15 protein-coding genes are annotated in these 14999 nt (G+C 32.9%); 8 read left to right on the top strand and 7 right to left on the bottom strand.

Translation table 11 applies throughout. From position 1 onward, the window contains the following. Positions 1 to 4 precede the first annotated feature (4 nt). Both kdsA and M0M57_RS16480 read right to left on the bottom strand, forming a co-directional pair. Positions 5 to 823, bottom strand: a complete 819-nt coding sequence (gene kdsA / locus M0M57_RS16485) for a 3-deoxy-8-phosphooctulonate synthase (RefSeq protein ID WP_248434193.1) — start codon at positions 821 to 823, stop codon at positions 5 to 7. Positions 824 to 873: 50 nt separating this feature from the next. Next, entirely contained in the window at positions 874 to 1341 is a 468-nt protein-coding gene (locus M0M57_RS16480; protein ID WP_248434192.1) for a 2-dehydro-3-deoxyphosphooctonate aldolase, read from the bottom strand. Positions 1342 to 1447: 106 nt separating this feature from the next. Between M0M57_RS16480 and M0M57_RS16475 the strand changes: the two genes are divergently transcribed. Together M0M57_RS16475 and M0M57_RS16470 are read left to right on the top strand one after the other, a co-directional pair. After that, positions 1448 to 1996: a YeeE/YedE family protein gene (locus M0M57_RS16475; RefSeq protein ID WP_248434191.1), complete on the top strand. Its 549-nt coding sequence runs from the start codon at positions 1448 to 1450 to the stop codon at positions 1994 to 1996. A gap of 2 nt (positions 1997 to 1998) precedes the next feature. Beyond that, the gene (locus M0M57_RS16470; RefSeq protein WP_248434190.1) at positions 1999 to 2412 is read left to right on the top strand and encodes a DUF6691 family protein; all 414 of its coding nucleotides are present in this window, start codon (positions 1999 to 2001) and stop codon (positions 2410 to 2412) included. Between the two features lie 53 nt (positions 2413 to 2465). On the opposite strand, the gene M0M57_RS16465 is transcribed toward M0M57_RS16470, so the two are convergent. After that, positions 2466 to 5273 carry a helix-turn-helix and ligand-binding sensor domain-containing protein gene (locus M0M57_RS16465; RefSeq protein ID WP_248434189.1) on the bottom strand — a complete coding sequence of 936 codons (2808 nt, stop codon included), beginning with the start codon at positions 5271 to 5273 and terminating at the stop codon, positions 2466 to 2468. 178 nt (positions 5274 to 5451) lie between these two features. Here M0M57_RS16465 and M0M57_RS16460 point away from each other — a divergent pair, with 178 nt between their 5' ends. After that, positions 5452 to 5718: a heavy-metal-associated domain-containing protein gene (locus M0M57_RS16460; RefSeq protein ID WP_248434188.1), complete on the top strand. Its 267-nt coding sequence runs from the start codon at positions 5452 to 5454 to the stop codon at positions 5716 to 5718. Here M0M57_RS16460 and M0M57_RS16455 read toward each other — a convergent pair. From M0M57_RS16455 to prmA, 4 genes are all read right to left on the bottom strand, one after another. Next, positions 5715 to 6374 carry a lysoplasmalogenase gene (locus M0M57_RS16455; protein ID WP_248434187.1) on the bottom strand — a complete coding sequence of 220 codons (660 nt, stop codon included), beginning with the start codon at positions 6372 to 6374 and terminating at the stop codon, positions 5715 to 5717. The genes M0M57_RS16460 and M0M57_RS16455 overlap by 4 nt on opposite strands. After that, a complete protein-coding gene (locus M0M57_RS16450; RefSeq protein ID WP_248434186.1) occupies positions 6374 to 7651 on the bottom strand; it encodes a sterol desaturase family protein in 1278 nt (425 codons plus the stop codon). The genes M0M57_RS16455 and M0M57_RS16450 overlap by 1 nt, the downstream gene beginning before the upstream one ends. Before the next feature lie 3 nt (positions 7652 to 7654). After that, the gene (locus M0M57_RS16445) at positions 7655 to 7930 is read right to left on the bottom strand and encodes an ATP-dependent Clp protease adaptor ClpS (protein WP_112085378.1); all 276 of its coding nucleotides are present in this window, start codon (positions 7928 to 7930) and stop codon (positions 7655 to 7657) included. Positions 7931 to 8029: 99 nt separating this feature from the next. Further along, the gene (prmA, locus tag M0M57_RS16440) at positions 8030 to 8866 is read right to left on the bottom strand and encodes a 50S ribosomal protein L11 methyltransferase (protein WP_248434185.1); all 837 of its coding nucleotides are present in this window, start codon (positions 8864 to 8866) and stop codon (positions 8030 to 8032) included. Between the two features lie 92 nt (positions 8867 to 8958). Between prmA and M0M57_RS16435 the strand changes: the two genes are divergently transcribed. The 5 genes from M0M57_RS16435 to M0M57_RS16415 all read left to right on the top strand — a co-directional run bounded on the left by M0M57_RS16435 (position 8959) and on the right by M0M57_RS16415 (position 14910). Continuing rightward, entirely contained in the window at positions 8959 to 10176 is a 1218-nt protein-coding gene (locus M0M57_RS16435) for a porin (RefSeq protein WP_248434184.1), read from the top strand. A 98-nt stretch (positions 10177 to 10274) separates the two neighbouring features. Then, a complete protein-coding gene (guaA, locus tag M0M57_RS16430; protein ID WP_248434183.1) occupies positions 10275 to 11804 on the top strand; it encodes a glutamine-hydrolyzing GMP synthase in 1530 nt (509 codons plus the stop codon). Positions 11805 to 11822: 18 nt separating this feature from the next. After that, entirely contained in the window at positions 11823 to 12578 is a 756-nt protein-coding gene (locus M0M57_RS16425; RefSeq protein ID WP_248434182.1) for a LysM peptidoglycan-binding domain-containing protein, read from the top strand. Positions 12579 to 12607: 29 nt separating this feature from the next. After that, positions 12608 to 14509 (top strand): amino acid ABC transporter substrate-binding protein, encoded by a 1902-nt coding sequence (locus M0M57_RS16420; RefSeq protein WP_248434181.1) that lies wholly within the window; start codon positions 12608 to 12610, stop codon positions 14507 to 14509. Further along, positions 14509 to 14910 carry an OsmC family protein gene (locus M0M57_RS16415; protein ID WP_248434180.1) on the top strand — a complete coding sequence of 134 codons (402 nt, stop codon included), beginning with the start codon at positions 14509 to 14511 and terminating at the stop codon, positions 14908 to 14910. Before M0M57_RS16420 ends, M0M57_RS16415 begins: the two co-directional genes overlap by 1 nt. The last annotated feature ends 89 nt before the right edge of the window (positions 14911 to 14999 follow it).

Here is a 14999-nt window from a genome sequence, read left to right as displayed (position 1 = left end):
TGGATTAGAATTGATTGATGGTTTTTCTTACGGCGACTAATTTAGTCATTAAATTTTCAAAATAATCTAAATGAAGCATGTTGGCTCCATCACTTTTGGCATTGGCCGGATCAAAATGAGTTTCGATGAAAATTCCATCCACACCGGTTACAATTCCGGCTTTGGCAATGGTTTCAATCATATCTGGACGACCACCTGTAACTCCCGACATTTGATTCGGTTGTTGTAAAGAATGCGTTACATCTAAAACAGTTGTTGCAAATTGTTTCATAGTTGGAATTCCTCTGAAATCAACAATCATATCTTGGTAGCCAAACATGGTTCCACGATCGGTGACCATTACATTTTCATTTTGGCAATCCAATACTTTTTGAACGGCGTGTTTCATGCTTTCCGGACTCATAAATTGTCCTTTTTTCAGGTTTACGGTTTTTCCGGTATTTGCTGCAGCCACCACTAAATCCGTTTGACGAACTAAAAAGGCCGGAATTTGTAAAACATCAACATATTCGGCAGCCATGGCAGCATCTTCGTTGGTGTGAATGTCTGTTACGGTTGGAATTCCGAAAGTTTGTGAAACTTTTTGTAAGATTTTTAAAGCTTTTTCATCACCAATTCCTGAAAAACTGTCAATTCTGGAACGGTTTGCTTTTTTAAAAGAACCTTTGAATACGTATGGGATTTCTAAATTATCAGTAATTTGAACCAAACGTTCTGCGATTCGCAATGCCATTTCTTCGCCTTCAATGGCACAAGGTCCGGCTAAAACAAAGAAGTTTCCACTGTTTGTATGTTTTATTTGAGGTATTTTCGTAATATCCATAATTGATTTTTAAAATGCGAAAGTACAAATAATTTGATTTGATTCTAGAACTAAGGTTGTTCATCTTTTTTGGCAGTCAAGCCTTTTGGAACCATCAATTTTCCTTTTTCATAAATATTGAAATAAAGGAGCAATGGTTTTTTACTTCCCATCCAATGAACTTGATAAACATCTAAAAATCCGGCTCCAATTTCACTTCTTTTGGTTGGAAAAGGACAACAGCTTTCTAATTTTTTATAAAATAATTTTTCGCCATTCGGCCCGGCCAACGCTTTTAGAAAACGTTCTTGGTTGATGGTATCGTTTGAAATTGTTCTATAAAAAATATTAATTGGATAATCAGGATCATAACCATATTTAGAATTATCGCTTACTTCTGTTAATACAAACGAATTATCTTTTTTCAGCATTGGAGTGGGAGCAGAATCATCAATATTTTTGATAGTATTCTTGATTCCGCCACACGAAACCATGCAAAGAACTGTAAAAAGCAGGAATAAAAAGGTATGTTTTTTCATTTGAATGATTACAAATTTTAGTCAAAGGTAAAAGTTTTTTTGGATAACAATTATAATTTGATTTGTTATAACGCGATTCATATTCTATTTTTGTAAAAAAAATGATATGGAGTTATTTTCGCAAACTTGGCATTGGTCTATTTCCGGTTTTTTAATTGGAATAGTCATGTTGCTTTTGATTTATTTTGGAAAGACATTCGGAATGTCATCAAACCTTCGCTCACTTTGTGCAATGACCGGAATTGGCAAGAAAGTATCTTTTTTTGATTGGGATTGGAAGAGTCAACGATGGAATTTAGTTGTAGCTCTCGGAACGATGATTGGCGGCTTTATCGCTGTTCATTTTTTGCACGATGCTTCTAATGTTACTATCAATCCAAAAACAATTGAGCAATTAAAATTAATGGGAATTGATGAACCAAACGGAAAATTATTACCTAATTCACTATTTGAAAATTCATCTCCAAAAATGATTTTTATATTAATTTTAGGTGGAATTTTAATCGGTTTTGGAAGTCGCTACGCCGGCGGATGTACTTCAGGTCATGCGATTTCAGGTTTGAGTAATCTTCAAGTTCCTTCGCTAAAAGCGGTACTCGGATTTTTTATAGGCGGATTAATCATGGCTCATCTTCTTTTACCTTTAATTTTTTAATCATGAATTTAGTAAAATATTTAGTAGTTGGCATTCTATTCGGAATTGTATTAACCAAAACCGAAGCCGTTTCTTGGTACAGAATTTATGAGATGTTTCATTTTCAATCGTTTCACATGTATGGCATCATTGGAACAGCGATTGTAACCGGAATAATCGGCATTCAAATTATCAAACGAAAAAAATTAAAAGATATCGATGGCATGCCCATTGAAATTTTAGATAAAGAAAAAGGAAATACACGTTATTGGCTTGGCGGAATTTTGTTTGGCTTAGGATGGGCGTTAGTTGGAGCTTGTCCGGGACCAATTTTCATTCTAATTGGAGCTGGTTTTTATAACGTTGCTTTTGTGCTGTTAGGAGCTATTTTTGGCACTTTTTTGTATGGATTATTCAAAGATAAATTACCACATTAAAAAAAAGCGTTTAGTCAAATTTAATTAAACGCTTTCTAGAATTTTTTTAAATTTTAAATCGAAAGAATATATTCTACAAGTCCTTGTTCGTGCGACAAATCCATTTTTTTACGTAAACGGTATCGCTTAATTTCGACACTTCGCACTGAAATGTTAAGCAAAGGAGCAATTTCTTTAGAAGAAAGGTTTAGTCTTAAAAACGCACAAAGCCTTAAATCATTAGGTGTTAAGCTTTGATGGGCAATTTTAATTTTCTTCAAAAAGTCTTTGTCGGCATTGTTAAAAGCATCTACAAAAACATTCCAACTGTCTTCTTCGTTTATGTTTTTATTAATGTTGGTGATTAATGATTTTATACTTTTGTTTGGTAATGTTTCAGTGGTGTTTTTCAAATCTTCTTTAATCATCGAAAGCAATTCATTTTTCTTAATTAAGTTCATCGTAGAGGCTGCCAATTCTCTGTTTTTGCTTTCAAAATCTTGTTCTAATTGTTGATTTTTAATTCGCATTAATTCCTGTTCGGTTTCAAGTTCTTTTATTTCCAAAAGGCGATTATTTTCTTCAATTAGTTTTTCTTGTTGTTTAAAGTAGTGATTTTGATATGTTAAGTTGATAAAATAGGCCAATACTATCAATAGTAAAATATAAATAATTAAAGCCAAATTGGTTAAATACCAAGGTTTTAAAATAGTAAAACTGTATTTTTCTGAATTTTCACTAATTGAGTTTCCAATTTTTGAGCGAACAACAAAAGTATATTTTCCGGGACGAAGATTTTTAAAATTCACAGTTGGTTTTGAACTCCATTCGCTCCATTCATTTTGAAATCCTTCTAGTTTATATTGAAATTCGGCAAGTATATATTTGTTGTATTTTGGTACTGTAAAAGAAAATGTAATGTTGTTATTATTCGAATCAAAACTTCCACTTTCACTAATTGATTCAAAGGTTAATGACTCATTATGTTTGTTGGTGGTAATGTTTGTAATATATAAATGATTGTTATTGAACAATAAATCATCAATGTTGATAGTATAATATCCGTCTGTTGTTCCAACCAAATACAACGATTCAGAAAGTTGCGAAATATTTTCATAACCCAACATCGAATTGGTTAGCGAAGAAGGAATCGGAATAACATTGTGTTTTAATGTTGTACTCAATTTTCCGTAGGAGAAATAATTGATATAATTTTTTGAAAAAAACCAAAGTCGATTTGATTTATCAGTCATTAGTTTTCCGGATAAATATTCATCTTTTTCAAATACGGAACTTAGTTTTGCACTTTTTTCAAATTTTTTACTTTTATTATTGAAAGCGAAAATGCCATCTTTTGAAGCATAATAGATCGTTTTATTAAAATTTGCTATACTGGCATTTTTTCCTTTTTTCGGATTTTCATGAGCTTCAAATAACGTTACTTTTGAATAACTCGGATCAGTTTTAATTCGGAAAATACCTTTGTATTCATGGCTGATTATAATTTCATCAGGATTTGAGAATTCAAAATATTTTGAAGAATAGTCAAAACCTTTAATTTTATTTTTGAATTGCCATGTATTATTTATTTTTTCCAAAACCGAAATTCCATAATAATTTCCTTGTAAAAGCAGATTTTTATTGGATGGACTAGGTTCAAATTTCCATGTTCCTGAACCACTAAAAATAGATTTAGCAGATTGATTTTCAATTAAAAATGTTCCTGAATCATGACCGCAAAATAAGTTGTTGTCATACAAAAAAAGCGACCAAACTTGACCCTTTGTTCCCGAAATAAATTTGAAAGTATTATTGCCATCCTTATTTTTATAAAATAAACCCTGATTGGTTCCAACATACAATTTGTCATTATGAATTATAGAAGCATAAACAGTTCCTAAAATTCCGGTATCGTCATAAAAACTTCTGATTGGCGAAGTTAAATTGATGCAATTGATGCCATTGTCTAACCCTAACCAAACATTTTTATCCACATCTTCAAAAAGAGAAAGTGCCGTATTGTTGCTAATTCCTTTGTTTTGTGTGATATGATAAATTGTTTTTCCTTCTGAATTTATTATAAAAATTCCGTTGGAAACCGTGCCAATTAAATAACTGTCGTCTGAAAATTTTTGAGCACAATAAACACTGCTGTTACTTAACTCGGCATCGGAATCAGTAATCCATTTGAAGAGTTTATTTTCTTTAAATTCATAAAAACCATCATATTGTGTTAATAAAAGCAATGAATTATTTCTTTTGTAAATGGATACAATTTTATTGTTAATAAAGAAAGAATCTTTAGAAATGAGCTTACTCGCACCATTTTCAATTTCATAAAATCCATCGTTAACTGTTTGAAAATAAATTGATTTTGCTACCGAATATGCTTTGAAAATTCCTGATTCCGGTTTAATGAATTTAAATGTTTTAGATTTAGTATCATAAATAAAAATTTGATTCAACGATTGAAAAATTACCCAATGATCAAATTGCAAAATATTCCAAAATTGTTCATCATCCAGAATTTTTGATTTTACTTTTTCACTTAACGAGTTATATTCGAGTAATCCGTTTGGTTTGCGTTCCCAATAACCAAATTCCATGTAGCAACCAGTGTAGATTCTTTCATCAATTACTTTTACTGACCGTAGAATTGATTCGTTGGGAGAGGGGTAAAGCAACCATTCAGAACCATTATACTCTAACAAACCATCATTATTGGCAAAATACATGATGTTTTGTTTATTTTGTGCAATCATCCAGTTTTGATTACCGGCTTTGTAGGTACTTGGTGGATATTTAATAATGGGGGGTAATTCTTGTGAAAGACCTATAAAAGCTATAGAAAAAATATAGCACTTTAAAATCCAATTAAGCATGAACAGTTGGCTCTTTTTTAAATCAAAAAATTGGTGAAGCATAAGGAAATTAGTCGTTTGAAAGCATAAAAATACAACTTTCTGCCATTAAAAATAAATAAAACTAAATTCTTGTGTGACTTTTGTCACATTTATTCATTATTCAAAGAACTAACTTTGTATGATAAACTCTTTAATAATGAAAGCATCACTTAAAATTCAAAACCTAAAATGCCATGGTTGTGCCAACACTATCACTAAAAAACTTACTCTATTAGAAAATATTTCTGATGTAGAAGTAAATAATGATGAGCAAATAGTTTCTTTTCGTTATGAAAATGAAGCTGATTTAGTAGTCGTAAAAGCAACATTACATAGCTTAGGTTATCCTGAAGTTGGCGAAACTAATTCATTGAGTGAAAAAGCTAAATCGTATGTGAGTTGTGCGATTGGAAGAATGAGTTAGACTTTGTTATTTATCAAAACACTTTTTACAATAAAAAATTGAGCTGCTAGATAAGTACTCATTATCAAAAATGAACTCATTGGAATTGGTGTGTAGAATTTGTTAAAGGCTAAAATACTATCTGAAATAACAAATAATACAGCACCAATTAACACCAAAAGATTGGCTGGTTTTTTCCATTCAAAATAGGCTTTGATACTCATTAAAAGCATTGTGGAAATCACAAATGCATAAATGGTAACCGGAATTTTCATTTCGTTTAACGATGACCACAATATACTTAAAATTCCCAAAAGATAAATTACTACAATCGGACTAAATTGCAAATAAATTTTATTTTTATTGATTTTATTTTGTTTTTGAAATAGGAAAATATAAATCAAATGAGCGATTAAAAAAGCTACTAATCCAAAAATAAAAAAGAGTGAATGTTTATCTGAAAACAGTAATAAAACATCACCAATCCATGAAAAAAATAGGGCAAAAAGAAGTATTTCTTGTGTTGGAAATTTGTCAGAAATAGCAACAATACTAATTAAAAACGGAATCAACATTGGCTTTAACCACCAAGCCATATCTTCTTTTCCTGATAGCAATAGAAGTAAGTATAAAAAACAAATTACGATAAAACTCCGAGTAAATCTTTCTATTTTCATTAAGAATTGATTGGTTTTGATGGATTTTTTAAACCTGTAAATTCATAACTAGAAAAATAATAGGAAAACCCGAAAGAAACTAAAAAATAAAATCCAAGTACATAATTACTAAACAGAATAACTGAATTTAATCCAAACCAATCACCGTAAAAAAACACAATTCCAAAACCAAAAAGCAATCGATATAATTCAAAAAAGTAAGCATTTGGATTCGTATCCATCAATTCAGTGAGACTATAAATGGTGATAAAAATAAACAAACCATACACAAAAATGGTTGGCAACCCAATAGTTCCGATATTCGCAAACAAATAACTCACAAATCCCAAGGTTATAAAAAGCTGAACAATTGAATAATAGGTTAAAAATTTTGAATGTTTTGGGTTGTATTTTTCAAAAGCATACACATCTTCAATTTTATGAACCGGGTATTTTTCTTCAAAACCTTCCGGTCTCCAGCCTGTTGGTTTAAACCAGATTGTGAATTTATCCTTCCAATTTTCGGCACGCCAAGCATCTTGCATCAATAACCACAAATGCTGAAAATTAATTTTGATTGGATTCCACGTTTGAGCAGGTCTCGTAATTCCATAAACAGCTGGTACTTCGTTTAGTTCTTCTTGAAAAGTGCCAAACCATTTATCCCAAAAAATAAAAATTTGTCCGTGATTTTTGTCTAAATATTCTTTGTTAATCGCATGATGAACTCTATGATGCGAAGGCGTAACAATGATTTTCTCTAAAAACCCCATTTTGCCAATGTGTTTGGTATGATACCAAAATTGCAAAAACAAATGCAGCGGAAGTACAATTGCAATAACTGTTGCCGGAACGCCTAAAAATGCAGCCGGAATTAATAAAAAAGTAAACAAATTTACGAAAGAAGAAATGGATTGCCGCAAAGCACAACTTAAATTAAATTCTTCGCTGCTGTGATGAATCGCATGTTTATTCCAAAAAATATTGATTTGATGCGACCAGCGATGCGTCCAATAACCATAAAAGTCAATAACAAAAAAAGCAATTATATAGGTGAGAATAGTATTTTCAATCGTAAAAACAGCCACTTTTGAAACCATCCAATCATAGGTCAAAATCGAAATGCTGATTCCTAATACATCTTTTACAGCATTGGTAATTCCGGAACTCAAACTCGAAACGGTATCCATTAACGGAGCCGTGTCGTTTCCTCTAAAATAGCCATACGCTTTTTCAATTACAATCAGTAACAGAAATGCCGGCATGGCAATAATGAGTATTTTTCCGTATTGTTCCAAATTTTATATAATTTCGGCACTCAAACCGGCTTCCAACAATTGTGTACATTGTGGTTTTAGTTCATCAAAATCTCCGGTTTTTACAGTGCATTTTCCTTTGTAGTGAACTAAAATTGCACATTGTTCGGCTTGTTCGCTGGTGTGACTGCAAACGCGAATTAACGTGTCAATCACGTGATCAAATGTGTTGACATCATCATTAAAAAGCACAATTTCGTTGTTAATCCCAACGGCTTCTTCGACTAAAACTTCTTCTTGAATTTTCTCTATCGTACTCATTTTTTTAAATTTAAACGATTTTTAGATTATTCGATTTTTAGATTTTTCGAATAATCAGACAATCTAATAATCTAAAAATCCAACAATCTAAAAATCCTACTATCCCATCTTATACCTCAAACTCACCCAATTATTCCGTTCAATTGTTTTCTCCAATTTTAAACCTAACTTTTGACAACATTCATCAATGGCAGGAATATCTTCGCTATAAAATCCACTCAAAAATAATAAACCATTTTGATTTAAGCAATTAACATAGCGATTCATATCATTCAAAAGAATATTTCGGTTGATATTGGCAATAATCACATCATATTTTTGATCAACTAATAACGAAGCATCTCCTTCATAAACGGTGATATGCTTGCAATTATTTCGTTCGGCATTTTCAATCGAATTCAAATAACACCAATTATCAATGTCAATAGCATCAATTGGTTTGGCACCTTTCAATTCGGCTAAGATGGCTAAAATGGCGGTTCCGCAGCCCATATCCAACGTTTTTTTACCAACCAAATCGGTTTCTAATAAGTGTTGAATAACCATGTGCGTTGTTTCATGATGACCGGTTCCAAAGCTCATTTTGGGTTCGATCACAATATCATATTCAGCATCGGTTTTTGGATGAAACGGTGCTCGAACATAGCACGTTCTATCGACATCGATCGCATTAAAATTCTTCTCCCATTCTTCGTTCCAGTTCACTTGTTCAATTTCTTCTACATGAAAAGAAATCGTAAATTCAGGAGAAGTTAAGATGAAAATATCATCCAAAATATCCTCCGTCCAAAGGTTTTTTTGAACATAAGCCGTTACACCGAATTCGGTTTCAATGAAGCTTTCAAAAGGTTTTTCGCCCAATTCGGCCACTAAAATTTCGCAACCTAATTCTTTCGGTTCAACCGTAAAATGATATCCTAAATATATATTCGACATTTTGTTTTTTTTGCAAAGGTAACAATCCCGCTACAATAGTTTTACATTACAAAAATTAAATTACTTTTGCCGAGCAAACACAACTACTACAAATGAAAACGAAATTTCTACTTCTATTTTTGTTAATATCTTCATTTTCAATAGCTCAAGATATTCAATTTAGCACCAAAGACAACGATTTAAAATTAGCAACATTACCTTATTATAATTATGGTAGAGGTTTGGGGCTGACTTCTCCTGATAGTATTTTTCAACTTAATATTCGATTTAGAATGCAAAATCGATTAGGATATTTGAATAATGAAGACCAAGATGATGCTTTTGAAGGGCAAGTTCGACGTTTGCGTTTGCGTTTTGATGGTTATGTAGGTAATCCAAAATTTTTATATGCAATTCAATTGTCCTTTGCTCCGGGCGATGTAGGAGAAATAGAAGCAGGCGAAAACATCAATATTATTCGTGATGCGGTTATGTTTTATCGACCTAACAAACATTGGAGTTTTGCTTTCGGACAAACAAAATTACCGGGAAATCGTCAACGTGTCAATTCATCGGGAGCTTTGCAATTAACTGATCGTTCCATCAATAATGCTCGTTTTAATATTGATCGTGATTTTGGATTTCAAACGTATTTTTTGAATGAGAAGAAAGATAAGTTTTCGTATAATTTAAAATCTGCCATTAGTACCGGAAATGGCCGAAATGTCACCAAAAGTCCTGATGATGGGTTTGCGTTAACCGGAAGAATGGAACTTTTCCCGCTAGGTGCTTTTTCCAAAGACGGAACCAACTTTGAAGGCGATATTGCACGTGAACAAAAACCTAAATTATTGTTAGCCGGAACGTTTCAACGGAATGTAAAAGCTCGTCAAACTCAAGGACAATTAGGGTCTGATTTGTTTGAAAAAAGAACAATGGAATCTGTTTTTGTAGATGCGATGTTAAAATATAACGGTTGGGCTTTGATGAGTTCGTATATGAATAGAACTTCTGAAAATCCATTCACATTTAATCCGGAGGATGCAACCGATTTTAATTATGTTTATGTAGGAGAGGGGTTTGATTATCAGTTAAGCTACATTTTTTCTACGAATTACGAAGTAATCGGGCGGTTTTCCACTCAAAAAGTGAATGAAGATATTAGAGAATTTACGCCACATACCAAACAATATAGTATTGGTTTAACCAAATATTTCTGGGAACACGCATTCAAAATTCAATCCGAATTCACATTAGATGATTTAACTTATTTTGACGGAAGCAGTAAAACCAATTGGTACATTCGCTTTCAAGTTGAAATCGGAATCTAAAAATACCTTTTTTACACAAATAAATTGATCGGTTAATTTTTTTGAAATTTAACCGCTTATCTGTTTTTCACTTTCCAAGAATATACCTATTTTTGCCCATGCAACACAACGTACTTATTTTAGATTTTGGTTCGCAATACACACAACTTATTGCGAGAAGAGTTCGAGAATTAAACATATTCTGCGAAATTTTTCCTTATAACAAAGTTCCCGAAGATTTGTCCAGCTTTAAAGCTACAATTCTTTCCGGTAGTCCTTTTTCTGTTCGAGCAGATGATGCTCCTCATCCCGATTTATCACAAATTAGAGGCAAAATGCCTTTGCTAGCCGTTTGTTATGGTGCTCAATATTTAGCCCATTTTGATGGTGGCGAAGTAGCTCCATCCAACACTCGCGAATACGGTAGAGCCAATTTGAGTTTTGTTGACGACCACGATCCGTTTTTCGAAGAAGTGGCTCTCAATAGTCAAGTTTGGATGAGCCATAGCGACACCATCAAAAAATTACCAACTAATGGTGTAAAATTAGCCAGTACAAAGGATGTAGAAAATGCCGCTTACCGTATTGAAGGTGAAAAAACCTACGCCATTCAATTTCATCCGGAAGTCTATCATTCATCCGATGGAAAACAAATGTTGGAAAACTTTTTGGTTCGTATAGCCGAAGTGCCACAGAATTTTACACCAAATGCTTTTGTAGAAGAAATTGTAGCCGAATTACAAGAAAAAATCAAAGGAGATAAAGTAGTTTTAGGTCTTTCGGGAGGTGTAGATTCAACCGTGGCAGCTGTTTTATTAAAAAAGGCCATTGGCGAAAATCTATATTGTATTTTTGTTAATAATGGTTTATTGCGTAAAAACGAGTTTCAAAATGTATTAGATCAATACAAAGGAATGGGTTTGAATGTAAAAGGTGTTGATGCCGCTGATCGATTTTTAGATCAATTAGGCGGAATAGAAGAACCGGAAGCCAAACGCAAAGCCATCGGACGAGTTTTTATCGAAGTTTTTGATGACGAAGCTCACCGAATAGAAGACGTGAAATGGTTAGCCCAAGGAACAATTTATCCGGATGTGATTGAATCTATTTCGGTAAAGGGACCATCAGCGACCATAAAATCGCATCATAACGTAGGAGGTTTACCGGATTTTATGAAACTAAAAATCGTGGAACCGTTGCGAATGTTGTTTAAAGATGAAGTGCGTAGAGTAGGAGCGTCCCTAGGAATTGACCCTGAATTATTGGGAAGACATCCGTTTCCGGGACCGGGATTATCCATCCGAATTTTAGGAGATATAACAAAAGAAAAAGTTCGTATATTGCAAGAAGTTGATGCTATCTTTATCGAAGGTCTAAAATCACACGGACTTTATGATCAAGTATGGCAAGCGGGTGCCATTTTACTTCCGGTAAATAGCGTAGGAGTAATGGGCGATGAGCGTACCTATGAAAAAGTAGTGGCGTTAAGAGCAGTGGAATCTACTGATGGAATGACCGCGGACTGGGTTCATTTACCGTATGATTTTTTGATGAAAATTTCAAACGAAATCATCAATAAGGTAAAAGGAGTTAATCGTGTGGTATATGATATCAGTTCCAAACCGCCGGCAACGATTGAGTGGGAATAATTTATAAGATTAATAAAGATGAAGAAGTTTTTGTTTGGAGTAATGATATTGCTAAGCCCCCAAATCACTTTTTCACAAACCGTAGTCAAACCCGGAATGGATCCTGTGAAACACACAGTAGTTTCGGGTGAAACTGTTTTAGATATTTCAAAAAAATATGTAGTCGATCCGGCCGAAATTTACAGAGCCAATCGATTTGCTATTGATGGTGTTAAAGAAGGAATGGTGTTGGAGTTTTACGCTCCTCAAAAATCACCTGTAATTGATATTCCGGATGAAAAATACATCACTAAAACAGATTCAAAAGAACCGGAAATAAAGCTTAAGAAGACGGTTGAAGAGCCAAAAGAAGTTCAAAAATCAGAAGCTAAAGTTACAAAAGTTACCAATCGATTGGATCACAAAGTGAAAGCTGGTGAAACACTTTATGGTTTATCAAAACTTTATAATGTTTCGGTTGATGAATTAAAAAATGCAAATGCTATTTTGATGAAAAATAATTTGCAAGCCGGACAAACATTAAAAATTCCAGATGGCACAATTGTTGGTAATAACAAAAATGATAATGCTGTTCAACAAAAAAAAGAAGTTCAATTAGCAACTATCAAACCAAATGCCGGAGAAATTTTTAAACATACTGTTGCCCCAAAAGAAACCTTATACGGATTATCAAAAAAGTATAATGTTTCCATTGACGCTATTTTGAGTCAGAATGAAAGAGTATTAAAAAATGGATTACAAGCCGGACAAGTATTAACAATTAAAGCCAATTAACTGCGTTTAAAATGTATCAACCTACAAGAATGAAATTAGTATTTAAAACGGTAATTATCTTTTTAAGTGTCACCAATTTTTTGATGGCTCAGCCTTCTAATTATAAAAAGCATACAGTTGCCAAAGGAGAAACAATTACTCAAATTGCTCAAAAGTATAAAGTTACACCTTACGATATTTATCGATTGAATCCCGATGCTCAAAACGGAATTCAGGAAAATACAACATTACTTATTCCTACTTCAGCTGTTACCAAAGAGCAAAACGGAAATTCAAAAACGCATGAAGTTCAGCCTAAAGAAACGCTTTTCGGAATTGCAAAACAATATAATACTTCGGTTGAAGAATTAGAACGTTTAAATCCTGAAGTTAAAAAGGAAGGCCTAAAAATAGGACAAACCATTCAAATTAATGGAAAAAAAGAAGAAGCTAAACAAGAAGTAATTTCAAACGGGCAAGCAGTTTATCATGAAGTTCAGCCCAAAGAAACGATGTATGGTATTTCCAAACAATATAATATCTCGGTTGAAGAACTGGAATTATTGAATCCTGAAGCGAAATCAGGTTTAATAATCGGACAAAAATTAATCATTAAAAAAGGGAAATCAGTTGAAACTACCACTTCAACTCCTGCAAAGAAAATTGAAGTTCCAAATAACGGAAAGTACTTAACTTATGAAGTAAAACCAAAAGAAACTTTATTTGGATTAGCCAAAATGTTTCGTTTGAGTCAAGATGAATTAATCGCTTTGAATCCGGAATTAAAAGATGGTGTTAGAGATGGAATGATGATTAAAGTTCCGGCAAATGTATCAGTGAACACAGGAACTGTTCGTTTAGTAAAAGATTTAAGCAAATCGATATCCGTTAAAGAGAAAAAAGAAATTGTATTGTTATTTCCTTTTAATGTTTCCAATATCGAAAGTGATACCACTTTATCTACTCAAGCTAGATTAAAACGTGACGGATTCTTAAATATGACGTTGGATTTTTATTCTGGAGCTTTAATGGCAATTGATTCGGCTAAGCGATTGGGACTTAATTTCAATGTGAAAATATTTGATTCTCAAGAAACGAAAAGCTCTTCCAATGTGCTTCCGATTATTCGAAATAACAATGTTGATAAAGCTCATGCCGTTATCGGACCGTTTTATCCTCAATATGTTGAAAAAGCCGCAGAACTTTTAAATCCACATAACGTGCCTGTTATTTCTCCTTTGCGGGAAACATCAAAATCGTATAGCAATTTGTATCAATCGATGCCATCCGCTGATTTTGTAAAAAATGTAATGTTTGATTACATTCGATCAAAAAACGGAAATATGATTGCTTTGATTGATAGAAAAAAAGCTGCAACCAAAAAGTTTATTGAAGAAAATCATAAAGACATTTATATCGCTCCATTAGGAGAAAAAGGCGGTGTAATTGGTGATAGCATCACCCCAAAGCTTTCTAAAAATAAAGTAAATTATTTTATTTTAGAAACAGCCGCAACCGGAATGATTTTTAATGCTGTAGCTCAATGTAGCAAAGCAAAAAGTGAAGGATATAAAGCAGAATTAGTGGTTTTAGACATCAATCCAACCTTTGAAACAGATGAAGTTTTTCCGCGAATATTGAAACAAAATATTATTTTTCCTTCGTTGGCTAAATTTCAAGATACTTCAGAATCGTTAGGATTTGCAACCAGTTATAAAAAGAAAAATAACGTTTATCCAAACCAATATGCTATCCGTGGTTTTGATTTAGTTTTTGATACGATGTTGCGACTTTCACAAGAAGAAGATTTTGAAACTACTATTCAAAATACAGCAAGCGAGGGTATCGAAAACAAATTTGATTACGAGAAAAAATTAGCCTCCGGTTATTCCAACAAAGGCGTTTATATTATGCGTTATGATGAAGATTTAACCGCAAAACCAGTAGAATAATGACTTCAAAAGTAACCTATATTGGCGAATTGAGAACAACTTCAGTTCACATTCAATCCGGAACAGAAATTTTGTCGGATGCTCCAAAAGATAACCACGGAAAAGGAGAAGCTTTTTCTCCAACTGATTTAGTTGCCAATTCATTAGCCACTTGTATGATTTCTATTATGGGAATAAAATCACGAGATTTGAATGTCGATTTAACAGGTTCAACTGTAGAAGTTACTAAAATCATGCAACCCGAACCTCGAAAAATTTCTAAAATTATCACTGTTTTAAATATGAATTTTGAAGCCGATGATAAAACCAAAACTATACTAGAAAGAGCTGCGATGACTTGTCCTGTGATGCTAAGTTTGCATCCGGATATTGAAAAGGAAGTGACTTTTAACTGGAAATAGTTGTCTGTTGTCAGTTATCGGTTAACAGACAACGGACAACAGATAACAGACAACGGACAACGGACAACGGACAGCGGATAACTTTTGCA

The organism is Flavobacterium azooxidireducens (genome assembly GCF_023195775.1).
Taxonomy (GTDB): domain Bacteria; phylum Bacteroidota; class Bacteroidia; order Flavobacteriales; family Flavobacteriaceae; genus Flavobacterium; species Flavobacterium azooxidireducens.
This window is presented reverse-complemented; position numbering and strand designations above follow the sequence as displayed.